The sequence below is a fragment of the Exiguobacterium sp. s78 genome (genome assembly GCF_018618985.1).
GTDB classification, from domain to species: domain Bacteria; phylum Bacillota; class Bacilli; order Exiguobacteriales; family Exiguobacteriaceae; genus Exiguobacterium_A; species Exiguobacterium_A abrahamii.
Genome location: NZ_JACSNB010000001.1, coordinates 864,276 through 889,375, shown reverse-complemented (window position 1 = coordinate 889,375; position 25,100 = coordinate 864,276). Strand labels below are relative to the sequence as shown.

25 protein-coding genes and 1 riboswitch are annotated in these 25,100 nt (G+C 48.6%); of the genes, 5 read left to right on the top strand and 20 right to left on the bottom strand.

Translation table 11 applies throughout. The features are described from left to right. Position 1: 1 nt before the first annotated feature. From sdaAB to KNQ18_RS04365, 3 genes are all read right to left on the bottom strand, one after another. On the bottom strand, positions 2-664 hold the full coding sequence (gene sdaAB, locus KNQ18_RS04375; RefSeq protein WP_023468755.1) for an L-serine ammonia-lyase, iron-sulfur-dependent subunit beta: 663 nt from the start codon (positions 662-664) through the stop codon (positions 2-4). Positions 665-764: 100 nt separating this feature from the next. Then, positions 765-2,438, bottom strand: coding sequence for a DAK2 domain-containing protein (locus KNQ18_RS04370; protein WP_369815311.1), 1,674 nt, complete (start codon positions 2,436-2,438; stop codon positions 765-767). 25 nt (positions 2,439-2,463) lie between these two features. Then, positions 2,464-2,826: an Asp23/Gls24 family envelope stress response protein gene (locus tag KNQ18_RS04365; RefSeq protein ID WP_023468757.1), complete on the bottom strand. Its 363-nt coding sequence runs from the start codon at positions 2,824-2,826 to the stop codon at positions 2,464-2,466. Between the two features lie 283 nt (positions 2,827-3,109). Here KNQ18_RS04365 and rpmB point away from each other — a divergent pair, with 283 nt between their 5' ends. Both rpmB and KNQ18_RS04355 read left to right on the top strand, forming a co-directional pair. Further along, on the top strand, positions 3,110-3,298 hold the full coding sequence (gene rpmB, locus KNQ18_RS04360; RefSeq protein WP_023468758.1) for a 50S ribosomal protein L28: 189 nt from the start codon (positions 3,110-3,112) through the stop codon (positions 3,296-3,298). 140 nt (positions 3,299-3,438) lie between these two features. Next, positions 3,439-4,842 (top strand): amino acid permease, encoded by a 1,404-nt coding sequence (locus KNQ18_RS04355; protein WP_064299638.1) that lies wholly within the window; start codon positions 3,439-3,441, stop codon positions 4,840-4,842. 54 nt (positions 4,843-4,896) lie between these two features. On the opposite strand, the gene KNQ18_RS04350 is transcribed toward KNQ18_RS04355, so the two are convergent. The 12 genes from KNQ18_RS04350 to gmk all read right to left on the bottom strand — a co-directional run bounded on the left by KNQ18_RS04350 (position 4,897) and on the right by gmk (position 17,645). Then, the gene (locus KNQ18_RS04350; protein WP_214723627.1) at positions 4,897-5,499 is read right to left on the bottom strand and encodes a thiamine diphosphokinase; all 603 of its coding nucleotides are present in this window, start codon (positions 5,497-5,499) and stop codon (positions 4,897-4,899) included. A gap of 1 nt (position 5,500) precedes the next feature. Then, positions 5,501-6,061 carry an energy-coupled thiamine transporter ThiT gene (thiT, locus tag KNQ18_RS04345; protein ID WP_029342105.1) on the bottom strand — a complete coding sequence of 187 codons (561 nt, stop codon included), beginning with the start codon at positions 6,059-6,061 and terminating at the stop codon, positions 5,501-5,503. 61 nt (positions 6,062-6,122) lie between these two features. Continuing rightward, positions 6,123-6,232, bottom strand: a riboswitch (TPP riboswitch). Between the two features lie 22 nt (positions 6,233-6,254). Beyond that, positions 6,255-6,911 (bottom strand): ribulose-phosphate 3-epimerase, encoded by a 657-nt coding sequence (rpe, locus tag KNQ18_RS04340; RefSeq protein WP_215083939.1) that lies wholly within the window; start codon positions 6,909-6,911, stop codon positions 6,255-6,257. Between the two features lie 2 nt (positions 6,912-6,913). Next, positions 6,914-7,819 carry a ribosome small subunit-dependent GTPase A gene (rsgA, locus tag KNQ18_RS04335; RefSeq protein ID WP_149427607.1) on the bottom strand — a complete coding sequence of 302 codons (906 nt, stop codon included), beginning with the start codon at positions 7,817-7,819 and terminating at the stop codon, positions 6,914-6,916. Between the two features lie 25 nt (positions 7,820-7,844). Beyond that, positions 7,845-9,779, bottom strand: a complete 1,935-nt coding sequence (gene pknB / locus KNQ18_RS04330; RefSeq protein ID WP_214770801.1) for a Stk1 family PASTA domain-containing Ser/Thr kinase — start codon at positions 9,777-9,779, stop codon at positions 7,845-7,847. Between the two features lie 2 nt (positions 9,780-9,781). Then, a complete protein-coding gene (locus KNQ18_RS04325; protein WP_029342109.1) occupies positions 9,782-10,516 on the bottom strand; it encodes a Stp1/IreP family PP2C-type Ser/Thr phosphatase in 735 nt (244 codons plus the stop codon). An 18-nt stretch (positions 10,517-10,534) separates the two neighbouring features. Then, the gene (rsmB, locus tag KNQ18_RS04320; protein ID WP_215083937.1) at positions 10,535-11,866 is read right to left on the bottom strand and encodes a 16S rRNA (cytosine(967)-C(5))-methyltransferase RsmB; all 1,332 of its coding nucleotides are present in this window, start codon (positions 11,864-11,866) and stop codon (positions 10,535-10,537) included. Next, the gene (gene fmt, locus KNQ18_RS04315; protein WP_050677507.1) at positions 11,863-13,245 is read right to left on the bottom strand and encodes a methionyl-tRNA formyltransferase; all 1,383 of its coding nucleotides are present in this window, start codon (positions 13,243-13,245) and stop codon (positions 11,863-11,865) included. The genes rsmB and fmt overlap by 4 nt, the downstream gene beginning before the upstream one ends. A 9-nt stretch (positions 13,246-13,254) precedes the next feature. Beyond that, the gene (priA, locus tag KNQ18_RS04310) at positions 13,255-15,579 is read right to left on the bottom strand and encodes a primosomal protein N' (RefSeq protein ID WP_064299632.1); all 2,325 of its coding nucleotides are present in this window, start codon (positions 15,577-15,579) and stop codon (positions 13,255-13,257) included. Next, positions 15,576-16,766: a bifunctional phosphopantothenoylcysteine decarboxylase/phosphopantothenate--cysteine ligase CoaBC gene (gene coaBC, locus KNQ18_RS04305; protein ID WP_133207524.1), complete on the bottom strand. Its 1,191-nt coding sequence runs from the start codon at positions 16,764-16,766 to the stop codon at positions 15,576-15,578. The genes priA and coaBC overlap by 4 nt, the downstream gene beginning before the upstream one ends. A 56-nt stretch (positions 16,767-16,822) precedes the next feature. Beyond that, positions 16,823-17,026, bottom strand: a complete 204-nt coding sequence (gene rpoZ / locus KNQ18_RS04300; protein ID WP_149427612.1) for a DNA-directed RNA polymerase subunit omega — start codon at positions 17,024-17,026, stop codon at positions 16,823-16,825. 1 nt (position 17,027) lies between these two features. Next, complete coding sequence (gene gmk / locus KNQ18_RS04295; protein WP_174316772.1) at positions 17,028-17,645, bottom strand: guanylate kinase; 618 nt, start codon at positions 17,643-17,645, stop codon at positions 17,028-17,030. A gap of 169 nt (positions 17,646-17,814) precedes the next feature. On the opposite strand from gmk, the gene KNQ18_RS04290 reads away from it, so the two are divergent. After that, positions 17,815-19,506: an Rqc2 family fibronectin-binding protein gene (locus KNQ18_RS04290; protein WP_149427613.1), complete on the top strand. Its 1,692-nt coding sequence runs from the start codon at positions 17,815-17,817 to the stop codon at positions 19,504-19,506. 63 nt (positions 19,507-19,569) lie between these two features. On the opposite strand, the gene KNQ18_RS04285 is transcribed toward KNQ18_RS04290, so the two are convergent. The 4 genes from KNQ18_RS04285 to KNQ18_RS04270 all read right to left on the bottom strand — a co-directional run bounded on the left by KNQ18_RS04285 (position 19,570) and on the right by KNQ18_RS04270 (position 22,609). Next, positions 19,570-20,481, bottom strand: coding sequence for an FUSC family protein (locus KNQ18_RS04285; protein ID WP_058704466.1), 912 nt, complete (start codon positions 20,479-20,481; stop codon positions 19,570-19,572). Further along, entirely contained in the window at positions 20,478-21,380 is a 903-nt protein-coding gene (locus tag KNQ18_RS04280) for a DUF4097 family beta strand repeat-containing protein (protein WP_050677515.1), read from the bottom strand. Before KNQ18_RS04280 ends, KNQ18_RS04285 begins: the two co-directional genes overlap by 4 nt. Before the next feature lie 205 nt (positions 21,381-21,585). Continuing rightward, positions 21,586-22,275: a metal-dependent hydrolase gene (locus KNQ18_RS04275; protein ID WP_023468776.1), complete on the bottom strand. Its 690-nt coding sequence runs from the start codon at positions 22,273-22,275 to the stop codon at positions 21,586-21,588. A gap of 19 nt (positions 22,276-22,294) precedes the next feature. Further along, positions 22,295-22,609, bottom strand: coding sequence for a winged helix-turn-helix transcriptional regulator (locus KNQ18_RS04270; RefSeq protein WP_023468777.1), 315 nt, complete (start codon positions 22,607-22,609; stop codon positions 22,295-22,297). A 104-nt stretch (positions 22,610-22,713) separates the two neighbouring features. On the opposite strand from KNQ18_RS04270, the gene KNQ18_RS04265 reads away from it, so the two are divergent. Then, on the top strand, positions 22,714-23,205 hold the full coding sequence (locus tag KNQ18_RS04265) for a lactoylglutathione lyase family protein (RefSeq protein WP_023468778.1): 492 nt from the start codon (positions 22,714-22,716) through the stop codon (positions 23,203-23,205). A gap of 2 nt (positions 23,206-23,207) precedes the next feature. Then, entirely contained in the window at positions 23,208-24,179 is a 972-nt protein-coding gene (locus KNQ18_RS04260; RefSeq protein WP_149427615.1) for a zinc-binding dehydrogenase, read from the top strand. Positions 24,180-24,282: 103 nt separating this feature from the next. Here the strand turns inward: KNQ18_RS04260 and KNQ18_RS04255 are convergent, their stop codons facing one another. Continuing rightward, positions 24,283-25,092, bottom strand: a complete 810-nt coding sequence (locus tag KNQ18_RS04255; RefSeq protein ID WP_215083935.1) for a GNAT family N-acetyltransferase — start codon at positions 25,090-25,092, stop codon at positions 24,283-24,285. Positions 25,093-25,100 lie beyond the last annotated feature (8 nt).

Genomic DNA, 25,100 nt, shown 5'->3' with positions numbered 1-25,100 from the left:
TTCACTCTCCCATCATGACGGCACGCTCGACTTGAGGTAACCGATCGATTTCTTCCAACACTTCTGCCGTTATCCGGTCATCAATCTCAATTGCCATAAGTGCTTGTTTTCCTTTTTCATGCCGTGACACTTCCATATGCCCGATATTGATTTCGTAATCAGCCAAAATGCTCGTCACGGCTGCAATCGCACCAAAGCGGTCATGGTGTAAGACGACGAGTGCCGGTCCCCCACCGGACAAACGAAGCGGTACACCATTTAATTCCGTGATTTCAATCGTTCCCCCACCAATTGAAATACCAACCAATTCAAACTCTTCTACTCCATTCGTCAAATGGACACGAGCCGTATTCGGATGATCCGTCAACGCCTCACTCGTCTCGAAATGAATCTCAATCCCTTTCGACTTCGCGATATCGATCGATTGTGGAATCCGGTCGTCAAACGTATCGTATCCGAGAACACCGCCGATGATGGCGACATCCGTTCCATGTCCACGATACGTATCCGCGAATGAACCGTAAAACGTGATGTGGATGACAGTAGGCGTTTCCCCGAATAATTTACCCGCCATCAATCCAATCCGTGCAGCCCCTGCTGTATGCGAGCTCGATGGACCAACCATGACTGGTCCGATGATGTCAAAGACGCTACGATATTTCATTTCTTTTCCCCTCTCTATGAAACAAACGAAATCCCACCTCTATTATCGCAGATGGTGGGATTCGTGAAAAGGCTAGTCGCCCTTTTTCAGTATGATGGTTTTATTCGACGCTTAAAATGTACGAATAAAGTGGTTGTTTGCCGTCGTGGACTTCCACTTCAGCATCCGGATTGACCGATTCGATGTACGCGACGAGTGCGTCAACTTCTTCTGTTGAGACGCCTTCACCGTAAAGAACCGTGATGATTTCGTCGTCCTCAGTGACGAGTGTATCGACGAGTTTCTTGACTGCACCAAGACTTGAAGCGTCCGTAGCGACGATTTGTTTTTCAGCAATCGCCATATGGTCGTCCTTCTTGATTTCTACACCATCGATGTTCGTATCACGTACGGCATATGTGACTTGTCCCGACTTAACGGCTGCAATCGCATCTGCCATGTGCGCTTCGTTCTCTTCGACAGTCGCTTCTGGATTATAGACGATTGTTGCTGCTAAACCTTGTGGAACTGTTTTTGATTTCACGACCGTCACACCACAATTCGCAACAGATGCTGCTTGTTCAGCGGCCATGATGATGTTCGAGTTGTTTGGATAGACATAAACGTGTTCAGCGTGTGCATCCTCGATCGCCTTAACGATATCTTCCGTCGACGGGTTCATCGTTTGTCCGCCTTCGATGACGACACTGACACCGAGTGATTTAAAGAGTTCGCTGATTCCTTCACCCATTGCGACTGTCACGAGGGCTGCTTTCGCTTTTGCCTTCGGTGCAGCGACTGGAGTGACTTGGTTCGCACCTTCTTCTTCAAGGATCGTCGAGTGTTGTTGACGCATGTTTTCAATCTTAACAGCGACGAGTTCACCGAAACGTTGTCCTTTTGTGATGACTTCTCCTGGTGTTTCAACGTGGACATGAACTTTAAGGAGTTCTTCATCCGCTACGACGAGCAATGAATCACCGAATTCCGCTAATTCGTTACGGAAGTCTTCTTCGCTGAATGGTGCATTCGCAAGCTTGTCATCTTGGAAACGAACCATGATTTCCGTACAGTAACCGTAATGGATTTCTTCTGTCGACATGAAGCTTTGAGCCGTTTTATGATGCTCTGCTTCGACGAGTGCTTCCATGACAGGCGCATGCGGTTTGTCGAGTTCTTTTCCTTCGAGTGTTGCGAGGAATCCTTCATAGATACAGACGAGACCTTGACCACCAGAGTCAACGACACCGACTTCTTTTAATACCGGAAGAAGTTCTGGTGTTCCGTCGAGCGATACTTTCGAAGCTTCGACGAGTTGACGCATCAACTCTAAGAAATCCGTCGTCGTCTCAGATTGTGCGATAGCAGCGACAGCTGTTTCACGGGCAACCGTCAAGATTGTTCCTTCAACCGGTTTCATGACTGCTTTGTATGCTGTATCGACACCTTTTTGTAACGCATCTGCGAATTCCTTCGTATCAATCGTTGTTTTGCCTTCGATTGATTTCGAGAATCCACGGAACAATTGACTTAAGATGACGCCAGAGTTTCCGCGCGCCCCCATCAATAATCCACGTGCGAAGACGTTCGCGACTTCCGATACAGAATCCGAAGTTGATTTACCTGCTTCTTTTGCACCTGAAGTCATCGTCAAATTCATGTTCGTTCCCGTATCACCATCTGGCACAGGGAAGACGTTCAATGAATCGACGAAATCTGCATTTTGATAGAGATTCGCCGCGCCATTTTGAATCATCTTGACTAACTGCGCTCCTGTTAAACGATCTACACTCACTAAAGTTTCCTCCTCTATTCCCGCCTTAGACATTCGTCAAGCGGACTCCTTGGACAAAGATGTTCACAGATGTCACGTCAAGACCTAGTGCCTGACTGAGCGTGTATTTCACGCGACTCTGTACGTTGTTCGCCACCTCTGAGATTTTCGTTCCATAGCTTACGATGATATGCATATCGATATGGACCTGCTCTGAAGCCTGTCGAACGATGACACCGCGTGCAAAGTTCTCACGTTTTAAGAGTTCAGCAAGACCATCCTTGATTTGAGACTGGGATGCCATACCAACGACACCAAAACATTCCATTGCTGCGCCGCCCGCAAGTTGCGCGACGACATCATTATCTACATCAATCTTTCCATAGGTCGTTTTCATCTCGATCGCCACCTGAGTAGCCCCCTTTGAATATTGTATTCTTCTCATAATTCTACTATAAGGACCTACTATTGAAAAGTCGCCGTACTGACTATACAATGAATAAGTGAAAAATAGTAGCGGTCAAATGAACTTTTACCATCATCCTCATCCATTATTTTAAATTTCGAGGTTGTCTGTCAAGTTTTTTTCTTGTCAGCTACTTTTTTTATGTTGCAACCGCCCTGACACCATGCTAAGATAGCAAAGTGTCTATTAGGACGAACGCAAAACAACATAAAAGGAGGCGGAACGCATGGCACGTAAATGCTACGTTACTGGGAAATCGCCAAAGTCGGGTAACAACCGTTCACACGCATTGAACAAAACAAAACGTACTTGGGGAGTCAACGTACAAAAAGTACGTATCCTCGTCGACGGTAAGCCGAAAAAGGTTTGGGTTTCAGCTCGAGCTCTTAAATCAGGTAAAGTCGAACGCGTATAAGGCGCAACCACCGGATGGGAATCTTCCCTTCCGGTTTTTTTATGCCCTCATTTATTTTTCTCATAAACTAATTGTCGCTTTTATTGAAAACGCTTACAATAGGAACGTACTTTATTTTGTCAGAATTGGGGGAAGTCATCATGCAACTCAAACGAGAGATGACGAGTCGACACCTGTTCATGATTTCACTCGGCGGAATCATCGGAACAGGCTTATTTTTAGGGTCAGGATTAACGATTTCACAAGCAGGACCTCTCGGGGCGGTCCTCAGTTACATCGTGGGTGGGACCATCATGTATCTGACGATGTTATGTCTAGGAGAATTAGCGGTCTATCTGCCGGTCTCGGGGTCATTTCAGACCTATACGACCCGCTTCATCGGACCAGGGGTCGGCTTTGCCGTCGGTTGGATTTATTGGCTCGGCTGGGCCGTGACGGTCGCACTCGAAATTACAGCTGCCGGCAGTTTGATGGACCGCTGGTTTCCGAACGTACCCGTTGTCGTCTGGTGTACCGTCTTTACGGTCTTGCTGTTCGGTCTGAATGCCGTCTCCGCCAAAGCATTCGGTGAAGCTGAATTCTGGTTCTCGAGTTTGAAGGTCCTCGCGATCCTGTTCTTCATCATTCTAGGTGGCGCTGCTTGGTTCGGCTGGTTACCGATGGAAGCAGATCGCCCAACATCGTTATTCGCGAACTTTACGGCAAGCGGTTGGTTTCCAAACGGGATTCTCGGTGTCTTGACGACGATGATTGCCGTCAACTTCGCCTTCCAAGGAACGGAATTGATCGGTGTTGCGGCTGGGGAGTCCGACACGCCCGAAAAATCGATTCCAAAAGCCATCCGCAATACAGTCTGGCGGACGTTCATCTTCTTCGTCTTATCGATTACGATCGTTGGTGCATTAATTCCGTATGAAACAGCTGGCGGAGTCAGCAGTCCGTTCATCATGGTCTTTGATGCGATTGGTATTCCGTACGCTGCTGATTTGATGAACATCGTCGTCTTGACAGCGTTGTTGTCCGTCGGAAACTCCGGATTATATGCGGCGACTCGGATGTTATGGGCAATGGCGCAAGAAGGGATGATTTCAAAGAAATTATCTTACGTCAATGCACGTGGTGTGCCGATGCGCGCTTTACTCTTTACGATGATGTTTGCGATGTTATCGCTCCTAACCGCGTTTTTCGCAGAGGATACCGTCTTCATTTGGCTCTTGTCCTTAGCCGGACTTGGCGCTCAAGTCGGCTGGATTTCGATTTCTGCTTCGCAGCTCGCATTTCGTCGTCAGTTCGTCCGAAACGGACACGATGTATCCGAACTGAAATTCAAGACACCACTCTATCCGGTGTTACCACTGATTTCGCTGACGTTAAACGTCGTCGTCCTCGTCAGTCTTGCGTTTCAAGCGGATCAACGAATCGCTCTATACATCGGTGTTCCTTTCTTCCTCGTCATGTGGGGAAGTTATCATCTCTTCGTCAAAGGAAAACATCTATCCGCCCAAAGCGACATCCGTGTCGCCCCTTCTCAACTCGAAGAATAATTTCATCTAAAAAGAGGCCGTGGATTTGTCCACGGCCTCTTTCATATGATTGTTCTATTCCTTAAGCGTCCGCATCATCAATAGTTCTCCTTGGTGGAGCTCTACTTTCGCTTCTGACGCACGCCATTCATTACTAACGGTCAAGGAACCTCCGACGGGTACGGGATGTGCATCGAGTGGGTATTTGACTCCGGATAAGCTTAAAGTCGATGGTACGAGTGGAATGAAAGAAAGATAATGATAGCTCCCTGCTTCGACTGCATACGTTCCCTCAGCCAAGTATCGCACCTCTTCTCGTTTCGTCACGAGTCTGGTCTCTGGATATCGCTTCAACAGGTACACATTTTGGACGGTCATGTCGAGCCGCCCACCTGTCGCCCCGATGATGATGGTATCCTCAAACCGTTTCATCTCTGATGCTGTACGAAGTGCCAGTTCGAGATCCGTTTCATCTTTCTCGGCCGGATGAACGATTGCCCCTTCTGGTACATAACCAAGCGAATCAAAATCACCAATCGTCAGGTCGCATGTCAGCCCAAACGATTCAATCGTCTGAACACCACCATCGACACCGACGATAAAATCACCCGGCTGACAAAACGTCCGTAAATCCGGCACTTCTTCTCGCGGACCGGCACAGACGAGAATCGCCCGCATCTCAGACGCCTCGTGCCGAATAACGGAGTAAGCGTGGCGCAGTCGTAAATAGAATTCCTGCTACGATTCCACATAAGATGTACGAAGGAACCATATACGTTGCGTTATAGACAAAAGAGTATTCCACGACTGGACCTTTTGCATACTCGGCAAAAAAGACGATTCCACTGATGACATGACAGATATAACGGAGTCCTGCGCCTAATAACGTCGCCAGGAGAACGAACGCCATCAAGCTTTTCTTTTGTCCATTGCGCGCGGCTAGTCTGACTTGACGCGCGAACAGACCACTTAATCCGACGACACCATACGCAATCGTATAGTCAAGCATCGGTTGAACGATCGTCAAGACTTGAGGAGCGAACATCAATTGAATCGTACCGACAAGCGCTCCCGTAACGACCCCTCCGACGACACCGTGGCGAAATGCCATGACGAAGATCGGTAGCATCGCTAAGCTGATTGAGCCTCCTTGTGGCATTTTGAATGGAATCAGTAAATCAAAGACGACTCCGAGACTGGCGAAGATGGCAATTTCCATCATCATTTGTAACCGTTTCATGCTATTTTTCCTCCTTCATTGTACGAGAGGACGCAAAAAGGCAGTACGACGAACGCCGTACTGCCTGCGTGCGCCACATCCCTACGTCCGTTTGAACGGAACAGGTTCGAAGGGTTAAAGTCTAAAAGACTCCTCTCAGCCGCTTTTCAAGCGACACCCCTTGCGGTCATCATATTTCGTTTTCTCGTTCTTATTATACGGCAGCCCCTTGACGAATGCTAGTGATCGCTTCCGCATAATCTGGTGCATTGTAGATTGCTGATCCTGCGACGAGAACGTTCGCACCGTTATCGATGCAAAGCTTTGCCGTTTCCGGATTGACGCCACCGTCAATCTCGATTTCAAATGTCAGACCACGATCTGCTTTCATTTGCGCAAGTGCTGCGAGTTTCGGCATGACACGCTCGATGAAGGCTTGTCCACCGAAGCCCGGATTGACCGTCATCAATAAAACCATATCGACATCCTCAAGGACGTGTTCAATCGTTGATAATGGCGTATGGGGATTCAAGACGACTCCTGCCTTTGCGCCCGCTGCTTTGATTTGTTGCAAGACACGATGGACATGATTCGTCGCTTCGACGTGGAACGTCACGATGTCCGCCCCTGCTTTGACGAAATCCTCGACGAAACGTTCTGGCTGGTCGATCATCAAATGGACATCGAGAATCATATCCGTCTTTTGACGTAAGCAGCTAAGCACAGGTAATCCAAATGAGATGTTCGGTACGAACTGACCGTCCATGACATCAAAATGGATATAGTCCGCGCCTGCTGCTTCGACTGCTTTAACATCGCGTTCGAGATTCGCAAAATCTGCTGATAAGATAGATGGTGCAATTTTAATCATCTTCAATACCTCCGGGCTCGATTCTTGATTTCGTCTATAAACATACCATAGTTCTCATAACGAGAGGACATGATTTCTTGGGCTTCGACGGCTTCCTTGACGGCACAACCGGGTTCATTCAAATGCAAGCAACCTCGGTATTTGCAATCATCTTGTACAGCCACGAATTCAGGGAAACTCCACCGTACATCCTCGATTTCCATATCATACGGAAAATCGAGGTTCGAGAAACCTGGCGTATCGGCAATCAATCCTTCGGCAAGCGGCATCAATGTGACGTGGCGCGTCGTATGACGTCCGCGTCCGAGTGATTTCGAGATCGCACTTGTTTCTAAATCAAGAGAGGGTTCCAGTGCATTGAGCAATGAACTTTTCCCGACACCGGATTGTCCGGCGAGAACGCTCGTTTTTCCAGCAAGTAACGGACGGACTTGCTCAATACCTGCCAACGTCTCACTTGATGTCTCGATGACCGTATACCCAATCTTCCGGTAAGCGGCAATCGCCTCTCGGACAGACGGTCCTTTAACATCGTCCAGCAAATCCATCTTCGTCAATAGGATGACGGGTTGAATTTCCTTCGCTTCGATCAAAACGAGAAATCGGTCGAGCAAGTGCGCTGAAAAATCAGGTTCTGCCGCCGAGACGACGAGCAATGCCTGGTCGATATTCGCGACTGGAGGGCGTACTAAAAAGTTGTCCCGCTCCTTCACTTCGAGAATATATCCTGTCTCACTTTCGATATGAAGAACGACCTCGTCTCCGACGACTGGACTGATGCCGCGTTTTCGGAAATTCCCTCTTGCCCGTGAACGGACCTCTCCTTCTGGTGTCATGACATCATAAAAGCCACCCTGCAGACGTATGATCGTTCCTTCTCGATTCTCTTCGATGCGTTGTTCCGTCATCCTATGCACTCCTTTTTCATCACATTCATTGTGCGTCTTTTGCTTGATTGTACGTGATGGTTTTTGAACGATACACCGTATCGTCTTTATAGATCGTAATTTTTCCTTCTTCTCCTGGATCAATCGTCACCGGCACGTCGAATGTCTCATCTTGATCAATCGATTCCTCGATGACGGTCCGCTTCCCTTTCGCGTCTTCCGTCTCAATCCGGATGACTTGTTTCGGTGGTTCCTCGTCCTCGTTCTCGCTGACCGCATCATAGACGACCTTTTCAGGGAACGTTGCCGTCACCGTTTTTTCTTCCTCACCTTTTGAGATGAACACCGTCACGGAGTCGTTCGGTTCGACTTGCGCTCCTGCTTGCGGGAATTGACGAATGACTTGATCGAGCTTGACGTCACTTGAAAATTCTTGTTCAAACGTGCCGTCGAGACCCATTTCATCGAGATACGCTTTTGCTTCATCACTCGATAAGTTCGTCAAATCTTTCAATTCAAAGGACGAAGTTCCTTCTGAGACAGTGATTGTAATCGTCTGTTCTTTTGCAATCACTTCCGTCCCAGCAGAGATCGATTGCCGGATCACATTACCTCGCTCGACTTCATCCGACTTTTCACGTTCGACCTCGACTTTAGCGAATCCAGCCTCTTTTAATGTGGCAATCGCCTCTTTTTCAGCGTCATCTGTCACATCCGGTACTTCGACCGGCGCACTACCTGTAGAGACGACCAAGGTGACTGTCGAGCCTTTCTTGACTTGTGCGTTTTCACGCGGTGTCTGACTGATGACATCGCCTTCCTCGACTGTATCGCTATTTCGTTCTGTCGTCTCAACAACGAATCCTAGTTTCTCAAGCTTCGTTTCCGCTTCGTCTCCATCCGTCTTGACGACAGATGGTACGGTGACCGTTGGATCTGGCCACATCGCAAACGTCGTAGCTGCACCACCTAGCAATATGAGCAATAAGAGGACGATCCACCAACGTTTTTTCTTTTTCTTTTCCGGTGTTTTCGGTTGAACGGTCGTGACGGCGGGTGATTCTGGTTCCGCTTTTGATTCTTCTGGCACTTGTACAGGCGATAAGACCATCGTCTTTTCCAGCTCATCCTCTTCTGCACCTCGGATACCTTCGCTTGCTCGTTCGTCAGACAACGCCGTCACCATATCTGCCTTAAAGGCTGCGACGGACTGTTGACGGTCATGCGGTGCTTTTGCGAGCGCCTGCATGATACAGTTCTCAAGCGCTTGTGGCACTTTCGGATTCAAGACGGATGGGCGACGCGGTGTATCTTGCAGATGCTTTAAAGCGATCGCAACCGGTGAATCACCTTCGAACGGGACTTGTCCTGTCACAAGTTCGTATAAGACAGCACCAAGTGAATAGATATCCGACTTCTCATCCGCAAATTTACCTTTTGCTTGTTCCGGTGAAAAGTAATGGACGGACCCAAGGACGGACATCGTATGCGTCAGCGTCGCATTCGACATCGCCACAGCGATTCCGAAATCCGTTACTTTGACGGTACCATCCTCTCGAATCAACATGTTTTGCGGTTTGATATCGCGATGGATAATTCGGTGTGCATGGGCGTGATCGATCGCATCACAAATTTGAGCGATGATATCGACGGCCTGCGGCACAGGTAATGCTTGATTTTCACAAAATGTCTTTAATGTCATACCATCGATATACTCCATGACGATGTAATAGATGGCATCTTCTTCGCCTACATCATAGACGGCAACGATGTTTGGATGATTCAAGCTGGTAGCAGCATGAGCTTCACGTTCGAATCGACGAATGAACTGTTCGTCATGCGAAAATTCGGTCCGTAAAATCTTAATGGCAACATGACGCTTTAAAATCTCATCATAGGCTTGATAGACATTCGCCATCCCGCCACTTCCAACTAGCCGTTCTATGCGGTAGCGGTCATTTAATCGATCTCCGTATCGCATATTCAGACCCTCTTTCTTTCTTTGAACCGGATGGCGGCAATCGTAATATTATCCGCGCCTCCTCGAGCATTCGCTTCTTTCACCAATCGTCCGACGATCTCATCAAGCGGCTCATCCTGTAAGATGATCTGTTCGATGACATCATCTGGCACTTCATCGGTCAACCCGTCACTACAGACGAGGACGAGGTCATAGTCTGGAGCATCTCTGACTTGAATGTCGACTTCGACCGTTTCGTTCGAGCCGACCGACCGTGTGATGACATTCTTACGAGGATGATTTTCGACTTCCTCATCCGAAAGTTCCCCCATTTGTCGTAACATGTTGACGTAAGAATGATCATCCGTCAATTGTTTTAACGCCGTACCTTCAAGGGCATAGACCCTACTATCTCCAACATGACCGATGACGAGCAAATCTTCGACCCAGCATACGCAGGCAATGGTCGTTCCGACGATTGCAAGTTGCTCTTCTTTTGAAAACTGAAGAATCCGGGCATTTGCCTCGGCTACACGTTGTTCTATCCATTCAGACAATTCCATCGGACGATTTGGCATGAGTGAAAAGGATGCTTCAAATACCTCGCGAACGATCGCACTTGCGATATCGCCAGCAGCATGACCTCCCATACCGTCCGCAACGACGGCAAGACCACGTTCAGCGTTCCCGACGAGTAATACCGTATCCTCATTTTTAGTCCTGACTTTCCCAGTAGTCGAAAGGTGAGCTAGCTCCATGACAGTCCTCCGTTCGTGTCAATCTTCTCGTTTTTTAAACGCGGCAATATAGAAGCCGTCCGTTCCGACTGTCGTCGGTAACAACTTGAGTTCTGCTCGATCCCCGATCAGATGTCGCACGGATTCCGGCATCCGTGCCGCGAAGGATGTATCAAATTCAAATCCTTGATCGAGAATGAACGCTGTCTGATCCTCGTTCTCGATCGGATCAATCGTACAAGTCGAATAGACAAAGGTTCCACCCTTTTTAACGAGTGGTAAGACAGATGTCAGAATATCTCGTTGAATTTTCGGGAGTTGCTCGAGTTGTTCCGGGCGTTTCGTCCATTTGATATCTGGTTTTCTTCGAATGACACCGAGTCCTGAACAAGGTGCGTCGACAAGAATCCGATCAAACGATTCTACTTCAAAGCGGTCTCCTGCTTTACGAGCATCTAACGCTTCTGCTTGAACAGTCGTAAGACCTAATCGTGTCGCTTGCTGTTCAATCAATTTAATCTTATGTGGATGAAGATCAAGTGCCTGTAGTGTTCCCGTCGTCAAACCTTCAGCAATATGCATCGCTTTCCCACCAGGTGCGGCACAGCTGTCAAGTACATGATCAGATGTTTCTGCACCGAGTGCACGGGCGACGAGCATTGAGCTCTCATCCTGCAGAGAAAGATACCCACGGTCAATCAGATCCGTTTTTTGAACGCTTCCTCGTTCGATTTCGAGACCGTCTGGCGCGACCGTAGATGGTTTTGCCGTCACACCTTGGTCGAGTAGAAGCTCGATCGCTTCCTCTCGCGTCGTCTTCGTCCGATTGATGCGAACCGTGACCGGTGCAGGTGTGTTATTCAATTGACAGATTTGAAGTGTTTCTTCTGGACCAAACAGTTCAATCCAGCGTTCGACGAGCCACTGCGGGTGACTCGTTTCGATGCTGATTCGTTTTGCAACAGGCTCGATCTCAGCGAAATGAGGCATTCCCGCCCGTAATACATTCCGGAGCACTCCGTTGACGACTTTCGAGACGTGGACTTTTCCACGTTTTTTGGCAATCTCGACAGCTTCATGGATGACGGCATGATCCGGTACACGATCAAGATAAAACAATTGATACACACTCATCCGTAACAACGGACGCATGAACGGATCAAGTTTTTTCTGTTTCGCTAGATACGGCTCCAAAATATAATCCAGTGTCAATTCACGACTGAGCGTCCCGTAGACGAGTTCCGTGAACAAGCCGACATCTGTTGCTGAGATAGCACGCTTTTCAAGCATCTGGTGGACGGTGATTGTCGAGAAGGCACCACCTTGACCAATTTTCATCAGTGTCGTTACTGCTGCGTCACGTACATTCATGCGTTCTCACCTACTTGTTGTCCGAGTTCAAGCGATTGACCGATCCCGCGCATGAACGTAGCACCGTCCATCCGTTTTTTTCCGGACGGCTGTAAGTCGATCAGCTTCAACGCTGTCTCCGAACCTGTCGCGATGACGGGACCATCCGCTTCTAAAGCGATGATTTCGCCTGGTCGTCCCGTTCCTTTGACTTTCGTCGCGAAAAAAACTTTCAATCGGTCATCACCAAGCATCGTATACGTACTTGGGAAAGGATTCATTCCTCGGATTTGATCATAGAGTGTCTCACCCGGTAACGTAAAATCAAGTCGTTCCCGCTCGCGTGAGATGTTCGGCGCAAACGTCGCTTCTGCCTCATCTTGCGCTTCCGGTGTCAATTCACCTGCGAACAGACGCGGTAAGGTCTCAAGCAATAGTCGCGCTCCTGCGTCCGCTAACTTTTCAAACATCGTTCCGACTGTATCGTTCTCTTCGATCGGAACAATGATTTTTGACAACATATCACCCGCGTCAAGTCGATCGACCATATACATGATCGTCACGCCTGTCTCTTTTTCTCCATCGATGATTGCTTGATGAATCGGTGCACCGCCACGATATTTCGGTAGTAGTGACGCATGGACGTTGATCGCCCCAAAGCGTGGTGCTTCCAAAATAGCTGTCGGTACAATCTGACCGTAAGCTGCCGTGATAATGAGATCTGGTTTTAAATCAAGGACGTCCTGATAGTCTTCACGAATCCGTTTCGGTTGCAACACAGGAATATCGTGTTCCATCGCGACGAGTTTCACAGGTGTCGGTTTGACTTCCCGTTTTCGTCCGACCGGCTTATCTGGTTGCGATACGACACCGACGACGTCATACCCAGCATCGATCACTTCACGCAGTGTCCCTGCCGCAAACTCAGGTGTCCCCATGAAGACGACGCGCGGTTTTTCTTGCTCGACAAGTTTATCTGTGAACAGGACACCGTCTAAATGATCCATCTCGTGCTGGATGGCACGTGCAAAAAAGCCGTTTGCCTTGATTTTGACCGTCCGCCCGAGACGATCTTGCGACTTGACGACGATGCGGTCGAACCGTTCGACCGGTCCGAAAATGCCTGGCATGCTGAGGCATCCTTCGTCATCGATTTGTGAACCATCGGCTTCGATGATTTCCGGATTGATCAGCTCGATCGGTCCTGTCTCATCATCCGTATGGACGACAGCTACACGGATCGGTTGATTGATTTGCGGTGCCGCTAAGCCGACACCATCATATTCGTACATCGTATCGAACATCCGGTCGATCATCTTACCGAGTTTTTTATCGAACTTCGTGACAGGTTCACATACCTGTCGTAATACATCATTTGGTACTTCTACTACTTTATACATACAGACACCTCACATGAATACAAATGGATTCAAGTCGATCGCGACTTGTGTTTTTGATTTTTGACGACGGGCTAAGATATCACGGAGATGTGTCCGGACATCTTCCTGCCCTTTATGTTTAATTAAGACCTGTTGTCGGTACATATTCTTCAGTCGAGCAAGTGGCGCATCGAACGGTCCATTGACGACTAAATCCTCCGATTCGAAAGCCCGCAGCTCAGAAGCAATCTGTTGCGCTTCTGCTTGTGCTTCGAGTGGATGTGTCGCTGAGACCGTGATCAAGCCAAGGAACCAGAATGGAGGGTGTCCCCCGAGTTTGCGCAACTGCATCTCCCGCTTATAGAACGTTTCGTAATCATGCTGTTTCGCCGTCTGAATGACGTAGTGCTCAGGATTATAGGTCTGGATGATCGACTGTCCGGCGAGTTGCCCCCGCCCGGCACGCCCCGACACTTGCGTGATCAACTGGAACGTTCGCTCACTTGCCCGAAAATCCGGAATACCGAGCGTCGCATCAGCAGCGAGCACCCCTACGAGCGTGACATTTGGAAAGTCGAGACCTTTTGCAATCATCTGTGTTCCGAGAAGAATGTTCCCTTCCTTACGCTCGAAGGCATCGAGTAACTTCTCGTGTGCGCCTTTACGAGACGTCGTATCTTGATCCATCCGAATAATCCGTGCTTCCGGAATCAAATGCGCCAACTCTTCCTCGATCTTTTGCGTCCCCGTTCCGAACTGACGAATCTTCGTCGATTCACAGGACGGACAAGTTTTCGGCATCGCCGCCTCGAATCCACAATAGTGGCACTTCAAGCGATCTTCATGTTGATGATACGTTAAATTGACGGCACAATGCGGACATTGAAGCGTCTCCCCGCAATCCCGACATAAGACGAATGTCGTGTACCCTCGACGGTTCAAAAGTAATACCGTCTGTTCCCCACGCTCGATTCGTTCTTTGATGCCTTCGACGAGCGCGAGGCTGAACGGAGTACGATTGCCCCGTTCAAGTTCCTTACGCATATCAACGATGTCGACCGGAGGCAGTTCCCCACCGAATCGTTCGCGAAGCGGTAAGTAACGATAGACCCCTTTTTGTGCCCGCGCATACGTCTCAAGTAATGGAGTTGCACTTCCGAGCACGACGGGACAACGATGATAGGCCGCTCGCCATTTTGCAACATCACGCGTATGATAGCGCGGATTCTCTTCTTGTTTATAGGTTGTTTCATGTTCTTCATCGAGAATGATGATTCCGATATTCGTCAGCGGCGCAAACACGGCGGACCGTGCACCGACGACGACATCGACCTCGCCTTGAGCGATTTTGCGCCACTCATCATACTTTTCTCCGAGCGATAGACCGCTATGCAGGACAGCGACCCGTTCTCCGAAACGACGTTTGAACCGTTTGACCATCATCGGTGTCAGACTGATTTCTGGAACGAGCAAGATCGCTTGTCTACCGCGTTCGAGTTGTGCATGAATCGATTCAAGATAGACTTCCGTCTTACCGCTTCCTGTTACGCCATGTAACAAAAACGTTCCGGTCTCAGCTTCAGCCGTAATCGCCGAGACAGCTTCCTGTTGCTTTTCCGTCAAAGAGGACGGCACAAAGATGTCTTGGACGAGATGTTCGTAAGGATTTCGCCGTACATCAATCGTCTCGACTTCAATGATGCTTTTTTTCTCGAGGGCGTTCAACGTCGCGCTCGTTGCGCCCGTCGCCTGCTTGATTTCACTCCAAAGCGCATTCGGAAATTCTTGGATATACGCATACAGTGCCGCTTGTTGACTCGCTTGTTTCGTAAAAGTTGCCTGTTCCTCTAGGAGACGAATACGTTTATCCGTCTTTGACGTCTTTTTCTCGCGAATGACCGGTTGAAGCGTCACGTCAGCTTGTTTCGCCGCTGTTAAGATGATTTGTTGGACTTCCGTTGGTAATTGACTCATTTTCTTACCATGATATGCCCGAAGTGGGCCCGACTCGACTATGACCAGTTTATCATAACTCACCTTCAACGCAGCCGGCAGCATCGCAAGCAGTGCCGTCGCCTGAAAACACAATGTCGTTTCTGATAGATAAGCCGACAGCTCGAGTAATTCTTGCGTATAGGTCGGCGTCTCATCTAAGACACGAACGATCGATTTGACGTTCGTCAAATCAGAGGTTGCTTTCGTTCCGACGACGATCCCAAGCAACGCACGTGGACCGAACGGAACCTCTACGCGCATTCCGGGAACAATCAGCTCCTGCCAGAGTTCCGGCACGGCATAATCAAAAGGACGATCGACGGTGGCCGCTGCGACATCGACGATGACTTCAGCTATCATGCCAATGCCTCCGCAAATTGGCGCATGAGCGATTTGGCGAGCGTCGATTTCAATTGTTGATCGTATCGCGTGACGGAATCATTCTTCCCAAAAACGACGACCTCATTTTCGTCGCTGACAAATCCGATGTCAGAACGAGAGACATCATTCGCGACGATGAAATCCGCCTTCTTTCGGACGAGTTTCTGTTTCGCGAACGTCTCGACGTCCGTCGTCTCCGCTGCAAATCCAACTAATACCTGATGTTCTTTCTGCTCACCGAGCGTCTTCAGAATATCCGTCGTCTCCTCGAGTTCAATCCGCAATGGTCCGTGAATTTTCTTCTGCTTCTGATCGTACTGGACAGACGGTCGATAGTCAGCTACGGCAGCGGACATGATGACGATGTCTTGCGTCTCATAGTCACGTAACATGGCTTCGAGCATCTCTTCTCCCGACTCGACGGCAATCGTTTCGACGCCAGCCGGTAGTCCGATCCGAAGTGGCCCGTGTACGAGCGTGACATCTGCTCCTGCGTCTCTTGCTGCTTCCGCAAGTGCAATGCCTGTCTTTCCTGAAGAGTCATTCGTCAAATAACGGACCGGATCAATCCGTTCAACGGTCGGGCCTGCACTGATCAAGACTTTTCGCCCGGCTAGATACTTATCTTCAAAGAAGGTTGAGAGTGTTGCGACTAAGTCTTCCGGTTCGGGTAAACGACCTTTCCCGACCCAACCACATGCGAGATTTCCGACTCCCGGTGCAATCACCTGGACACCGTCCTGCTTGAGTTGTTCGATATTGCGAACTGTCGCCGGATGTTCGAGCATGTTGACATTCATCGCCGGTGCGACGATGACGGGACACGTTGCTGCAAGGATCGTCGTCGTAATGAAGTCATCTGCGATCCCGTGCGCGAGTTTTGCAATCAAGTTCGCGGTTGCTGGTGCGACGACGATTAAATCCGCTTCGTCCGCTAAATCGATATGGGCGATTTTTGACGGATCATGCTCGATGAAGACATTGTCATAGACCGCTTTTCGCGTCAGTGCCTCAAACGTCGTCTTACCGACGAATTGTTGCGCATTACGCGTCATCGCGACTTGAACGTGTGCGCCTGCTTGAACGAGTTTGGAAGCGAGTGCTGCTGATTTATAGGAAGCGATTCCACCGCCGACACACAGTAGGATGTTTCGGTTGGTTAACATGTAGGTATCCTCCTTATTGAAAAAAACAGCCACGATGACAAGTGGCTGCTTCAAAATTAGTCTTGCGGTTGGTTCGTGACGGTTACTTCTTCGAAATAAAGCTCTTCTAAAGCTTTCCCGACCGGTTTATGCGATTTTGGGTTCATGACTTTCACGCGTTTCCCGTCTTGGATTTGACGCGCACGCTTAGCGGCAACTGTAACGATCGTATATTTCGATGGTACTTTCTTTTGAAGCTTATCAACTGATGGATATAACATATCACTTAACCTCCATGGCTTTTTTATATAGGGACGCGACACGTTCCCGACTGCAATGTTCCGCTGTGACGATTGCTTGAATACGATCACAGGCTTTATGAATTTCGTCGTTCGTCACGACATAGTCATACGCATCCATCATCTCGATCTCTTCTTTAGCGACGAGCAGACGTTGCTTAATGACTTCCTCCGATTCCGTTCCACGCCCTACGAGGCGGTTCCGCAATTCTTGGAGGCTTGGAGGTGCAAGGAATAAGAAGACAGCTTCAGGAAAATGTTCTTTGACCTGCATGGCCCCTTGAACTTCGATTTCGAGAATGACGTCTTTTCCTTCATCTAGGATCTGGTTCACCCATTCAACTGGTGTTCCATAATAGTTTCCTACGAATTCAGCATATTCCAAGAGTTGATTGTTCGCAATCATCTCTTCGAATTCTTCACGCGATTTAAAGAAGTAATGAACACCATCTACTTCTCCTTCGCGCGGTTGGCGCGTCGTACAGGATACCGAGTAATGCAGATCATTATCCTGATCTTCGCGCAAGGCACGACAGACCGTTCCCTTTCCGACACCACTTGGACCAGATAATACGAGTAATAAGCCACGCTCTTTGAAAATCACTTCAAAACCCCTCCATCTCACAAACTTCACATTGTTTCATATTAGCAGTAGAGACGGGAAGTTCGCAAGTCATCTTTTTTTAGCTCGACTGCTTTATCATACCATAACGATGCCATTTCTGTTACCTTTAGAAAGTGAGAACGAAATCAAGAAAGAAGGTAATCGTATGGCTTTTGACGGATTGATGACGACACGTGTCGTCGAAGAACTCCAACCACTCGTCGGAGGACGGATCAATAAGGTATACCAGCCTTATACATTGGATTTAGTATTCCAGGTCCGGGCTGAGCGAAAAAACGTATTGTTGCTCGCCTCTGCGAATGCCATGTATGCACGGATGCACATTACGTCGGAAGCGGTCAGCAACCCGAGTGAACCCCCACTCTTCTGTATGATGCTCCGCAAACATGTCGAAGGTGGGTTCATCGAATCAATTGAACAACTCGAACGTGACCGAATCATCGTCTTACGCGTCCGGTCTCGGAACGAACTCGGTGATGAGGAAGCGAAAAAAATCTATGTCGAGTTGATGGGACGTCACTCGAACATCATTTTGACCGATGGACAAGATAAGATCCTCGATGCGATCAAACACTTGCCACTCAGTCAAAATACCTTCCGGACGATCATGCCAGGGGTGACATACCAGCTTCCGCCGGCACAGGATAAAGTGGATCCGCTCACGGGAGATATCGAAAAGACACTCCACCGGATTGACTGGAACGCCGGTAAACTAGATCGACAGTTACTTGGTCTCTTCAGTGGTCTGTCTCCACAAATTGCAAAGGAAGTCGTCACACGGGCAGGTCTTGCCAACCGGACGAATCTTGCATCTGCCTTTCAAGATGTCCTGAAGGAACTCGATGGTCCTTATGTCTTACAACGGATGGAAGGTGGTAAGGAACGCTTCGCACCGGTCCGGCTAACGGAAGGATCCATCATCGACGAGAAGACGTTCGAGACGAGTGGTCAAGTCCTCGACGCCTTCTTCCATCAAAAAGCAAACCGCGATCGCGTCAAACAACAAGCAGCCGATCTCGAACGGTTCATCAAGAGCGAGTACGATAAGAATATCTTAAAGCGCTCAAAACTCGAAAAAGATTTAGAAGCGACGTTACGGATGGATGAATGGAAACATAAAGGGGAACTGCTGACGACCTATCTTTATCAGCTCGAACGCGGGATGAAGGAAGCGACCGTCGTCGATTACTATGATCCAGATGGTGCTGAGATCACGATCACGCTTGATCCTCGTTTCTCGCCGAATGAGAACGCGCAACGTTATTACAAACGGTATAACAAATTAAAAACCGCCAAAGTCGAAGTCGCGCGTCAGCTCGAGAAGAACCAAGCTGAGATTGCGTACTTCGAAGGCTTACTTGCGCAACTCGATGTCGCATCCCCGGAAGACATCCGGGAAATGCGCGAGGAACTCGTCGAAGAAGGTTATCTGCGCGAACGACAAAAGAAGAAAAAGAAACCGCAGCTCCCACAACTCGAAGAATACCGTTCTTCGACTGGTCTTCCATTCTTCGTCGGAAAGAACAATAAACAAAATGATTACGCGACGTTCAAGTTCGGACGCAGGTCCGATACGTGGTTACACACGAAGGATATCCCGGGATCACACGTCATCATTCAAAGTGATGCACCAGACGAGACGACGTTGAAGGAAGCAGCGATCGTCGCGGCTTATTTCTCGAAAGCACGTGAATCGAGCCAAGTCCCGGTCGACTTCACGGAACTACGTTATGTCAAAAAACCGAGTGGTGCAAAGCCCGGATTCGTCATCTACACGGATCAAACGACACTATACGTCACACCTGATCCAGATGTCGTCCAATCCTTACGTCAATGACGCTACACGAAAAAGCGCTGTTTCTCCTAAATGTCACTTAGGAGAAACAGCGCTTTTTCATCTTCACTTCATTTTTTCTAACTGTTCCCGGTAATCGAGTAAATGCCCATGGATGATGTCCTTCGCCTCGCTTAATTCTTGATCGAATGAGAACATCGCCTGTTTTCGTTCGTGAGAGAAGATGACATCGTAATGATGGCTGAGTAAGAAATCAATTTCCTGACCGAGCGTCTTTTCCTGTTCTTCTGTCATCGGGATATCCCGATGACTGGCAATGCTTTCAAGCAAGACGAGCAACTTGTCTTCAAGATCGACAAGCTCCTTCAGTCGAATGAACGCTTCACTTTGACCGCTCGCCACTAATGGATATTTTTGATCCTCTTGAAGCATCAACATCATTTCCTCATGTTTGAGGATTTGTTTACGGACGGCAAGCAAGCGTCCATCATCTTGCACAAGGCTTCGCCAATCTTCCATCAACTGTTGCGTCGTTTTTTTGACGAGTAACAGTAAGCGGTCTTCATAATGTGGTGGGAAGACGATGTAATTGACGAGGACGGCAGATAATACCCCAACGACAGTCAACAACGACCGTGATAAGGCATAGTGGACGTAGTCAGCGGTCGGGCTCTCGAACATCAAGACGATCGCAAAAGCAGCGAACGTCGACATATCCGTTCGTCCAATCATCGAATTGAGGACGAGCGAGACGACGACGGCGAGTCCGATCGTCAGTGGATTGGCACCAAGTGTCGCAACGATCGCGAGTCCACACATCAGTCCGAGTACCGTTCCGAAAATTCGATTGAAAACGATTTTAAATGAACGATGGATCGTCGGTTGCATCGCAACGATGGCTGCGACAGCCCCCATTCCTGAATAAATACCGAATACATACCAAGAGATGCTGAGTGCAAGAGCTACCGCGATACCGGTCTTGATCGTTCGAAGTCCAATCCGAAACTTTAATTTCACTCGAGCGTCACCTGCCCGACTTCACTATTGACTGTCACTTCCGGTTTTTCTTGTTTCGACAGTTCATAAATCGTCTCATCCTTATTCTTTTGTTTCGTATATCGGTCAGAGGCTTTAATATCGCCTCCCGTATCAATCGTGATCGTACCGGCTGCTTTATTTGGTTTTAGCTTCGTCGCGCCGTCAATCGTTGTGACGTCAAGACTCAACTTCGCCATATAGTCTGCCAGCGAGACACTCTCGCCTGTCACCTGCGCATGGACGGCGTCCATTTCCTTGACGGAAATCGCACGTGTAGCATTCAGTGTAATCTCATCACCTTTTACTTTATCGAGACTCATCGCTTCTCCGTCCATCTCGATCGTTTTTGCGTAGATGCCCATTCCTTTAAGTGTTCCAGCATCGACATCGACACGGTTCATATAACTTGGTAGTCCCACTTGAATCGTATAGTCTGCCGTTTTTTCGCTCGGACGATTGCCAAGTCGAGACAGCCAACCATCTCGTCCCGTCACCGTCACCGTATTCGTCGACGTACTGATTTTCAGTCGTTTTCCACTCGATGCACTATCGACGAGCTTGATTTGGACATTTCCATCTGTGCTTCGAACGAATTGTACCGTTGCGTGCGGCGCCTCGATGGCGAGAGATTTATAGCGATTCGTCGTTTTGAATGTTTCGCCGCGCGATAACAATTCCGTTGAGACGAGCAATGTGATCGAATAGATGACGACAAGTCCGAGAATGACACCACCGTATAAATAGAGCGGTCGCTTCACTGGTCCTTTTTCTCCAATCCGGTTCAACCGTGCATCCATCTTTTGTTTTTGTTTATTTTTTAAGCGTGTGAACGACGATTGTTTTCGTTTCCGCACACTCCTACTGTTATGCTCTTCCATGTCAGCCCCTCCATCTCATGTCTACCATTATTCCGAATATCTGAATCGGCTGTCAACAGCCCCCTTATTATCATAGAAGAAGTTCACCGTTTCGCCATCGGGCGGAAGAAGGAAGCGTCATCGGATGAACCACTGACATTCCAGAAGAATAATCGACAAAAAGGAGAGGAACATTGACGTTTCCTCTCCTTTGCTTAAGAACGGATTATAATTCGAGTGACTCGCCGATTGCGAGCGGATGACCAGTTTGACCTTGCGCTTCAATCTTTTCACAGAATGCGTTCGCATCTTGTTTGATTAAATCAAATGTATCGTAGTGGATTGGTACGACGGCTTTCGCTTGCAACATATCTGCAGCGATCAACGCATCATCCGGACCCATCGTGAAGTTATCACCAATCGGTAAGAAGGCTAAATCGATTTCGTGATGGGCGCCATAAAGGGCTAAATCCCCGAACAGTGCCGTATCACCTGCATGATAGATTTCTTTGCCTTCGATCGTCAGCAGGAATCCAGCCGGCATCCCCATATACGTAATCGTCTGTTTTTCCTCATCGATGATACTTGATGAATGGAATGCCTGTGTCATCTTCACTTTACCAAATGGGAATTCAAACTGTCCGCCGAGATTCATCGGATGAACGTTGAGCCCTTTGAAACTCAGATACGTCGCCAGTTCATGAGTAGCAATGATTGTAGCTCCCGTGGCTTTTGCGATACGTTCCGCATCAAGCATATGATCGGCATGGGCATGGGTTAACAAAATAAAATCTGCCTTGACGTCATCTGGATTCGTCGTCGCTTTTTCGTTACCGCTAAAGAATGGATCGATGACGAGATGATGCCCGTTCGTCTCGATTGTTACTGTCGATTGTCCGTGATAAGTCAATTTCATGAGTGTCACTGCCTCTCGTTTAGGATTCGGATAATTGATTCCCTTCCCCCCACGCGCATAAACCTTTCATGGCCGGTTGCAGTGTAAATGCCGCCTCTGTCAATTTGTATTCGACGTGTAAGACGGCTTCATCATACTCAATCCGCTCGATCATTCCGAGTCGTTCAAGTTCTTTTAACTGATCGGTCAAGACTTTCCGAGAAATCCCGGGAATGGCACGTTGTAACTCTAAAAAACGTTTCGGACCGTTCTCTAACGTGCAATATAATTGTGGACGCCATTTTCCGCCGATGATGGCGAGCGCCCGATTGACCGGAAATTGTTCTGTCGACATGTTGTTCTCTCCTCCAGAGTAGTTACTTCAAAGTGCGTACTATGCAATCGAGTGTAGCGTAAGTTAGAGTATGCGTAAATCATTTTGCAAAAGGAGTGTTAAGCATGACGTATCCACGTAATTTTTCGCACATCGGTCTTTCCGTGCCGAATCTCGACGAAGCCGTCCGTTTTTATCAAGAGGTGATGGGCTGGTATATCATCATGGAACCATCTGATGTCCTCGAAGATGATTCTGCCATCGGTGTCATGTGTACGGATGTCTTTGGTGCAGGGTGGAACAAGTTCCGGATTGCTCACATGGCGACAGGTGACCGCATCGGAATCGAGTTGTTCGAGTTCCCGAACAATGAACAACCCGAAAACAACTTCGAATTCTGGAAAACAGGCATCTTCCATTATGCGATTCAAGATCCAGACGTCGAAGGACTCGTCGAAAAAATCGTTGCCCATGGTGGCAAACAACGGATGCCAATCCGCGAATACTATCCGGGAGACAAGCCGTATCGAATGGTCTACTGTGAGGATCCATTCGGTAACCTCGTCGAAATCTACTCTCACTCGTATGAACTCACGTATTCGGAAGGAGCGTATTAAACATGAAAGCATGGTTAAACCACTCAGGTACAGCCATTGATCAATGGACATTCGAAGAGGTCGAAACACCGACGCCAGGAGAAGGTCAAGCCTTGATTCGCGTCAAGACCGTCGCGCTGAATCCCGTCGACTATAAGGCGACTAACAATCCAGCTTGGACGTTTCCGCATATTCCAGGCGTCGATCTAGCTGGTGTCGTCGAACAAATCGGCCCCGGCGCAGAAGTGAAAATCGGCGATCGTGTAGCGATTCATACGAACCTGCAACGCGATGGCGCTTTTGCTGAATATGCACTCGTCGATACACGTGCCCTCGCCCTGATTCCGGAAGACATCTCATTCGCTGAAGCCGCTGCGATTCTTTGCGCAGGAATGACTGCCTATGAAGCCATCGTTCAGAAGATGAACACGACAGGGAAAGAAACGATCCTTATCCATGCTGGTGCAGGTGGTGTTGGTGGCATCGGCATTCAACTCGCAAAACGCTTTGGTCTTAAGGTCGCGACGACTGCTTCGACAGAAAACCATGAGTGGGTCAAGCGACTCGGTGCCGATCTTGCCATCGACTACAAAAAAGAAAATGTCACGGATGTCATTCGCGATTGGACGAACGGTCGCGGTGCTGACTTGATTTTCAATACGGTCGGTCGAGATGAAGCAACAGCGGATCTCGGACGTCTTGCCTTCTCGGGGCAACTCGCCTTCATCGCCGGTGGTCCCGATCAGTCGGTCGTCAAGCCGTTCACGCTCTCCCCTTCGATCCATGAAGTGGCACTCGCGGCTGCTTATGCCAGCGAAGATGACCGTGCGATCCGAAACCTCGGTCATATGGCAAGCGAGTTATTAAAACTCGTCGCAGCGAAAGAACTCGATCCACTCGTTACAGAAGAGATTCCAGCAGCTGACATCGTCAAAGGATTGCAACGTTTATCTGAACGCCACGTCCGTGGTAAAATCATCGCTACATTCAATTGATTTCTCAGTTTGACATGAAACAGCCGATCGTCCTTAGATAACAGGATGATCGGCTGTTGTTGTGCATATCAATGTCTAGACATCGAAACAAGAAACTCGATACTTACCGGTAGCGGTCTTGTTTCTTGATATGTAAGGATCGTCCGACTAACTCGAAACCGACATGCTGATAGATCTTATTCGCTGTTTGATTCGACCAATCAGTGTAGAGCGTCACGACCGGATAAGACTGCAGTAGATGTTCAGATAGTTTGGCGACAAGATAAGAGGCATACCCATTTCCACGCAGTTCTTTCGGCGTATAGACGTACGAAATCGTAATCCCAGTTTGCGTCGGACGCGTCGCTGCTGCCATCGCGACAAGCGTATCTCCATGAAACAGTCCGAACAAGCTTCCTTGGTGGATGTGTCGCGTCATCGACTGATGGAGTTGCGTAAGCTGTCGCTCAGAAGGTAGCGTTTCAACTTCATATAAAAATCCGGACGCAAACGCTAAGGCTTGTTGTCTTTCATCGTCCGAAATCGGTCGAAAGACGACATTTTTCGGAACCTGCGGCATCTCGACCTTCGTCAATGCATACATCCCCTGTTCCATATGTACCTCATACATGGAATGTGGGAGTAACAGCGGCGCTAAGATAGCCTGTTCTCCGACGAATCCTGGACTATCCAGAATTCGCGCAAGCTTTCGGATTCCTTCTTGCGAGAACACATCCCCTGCGACGATGGCTTGCTCCGGTATCGTTTGCAATATGACGAGACGATGATCGCCTTCTTGTGCCGTTGCCATCAAGAGCGGTTCATCCCCACGTTCTAATATGCCAAGAATCAACTGATGAGTATCCGGACGTTCAAGCAAAAACGGGAGGACGACCTTTTTGAACTGTTCATAATCACGATAATGCGTCACCATAGTCGACG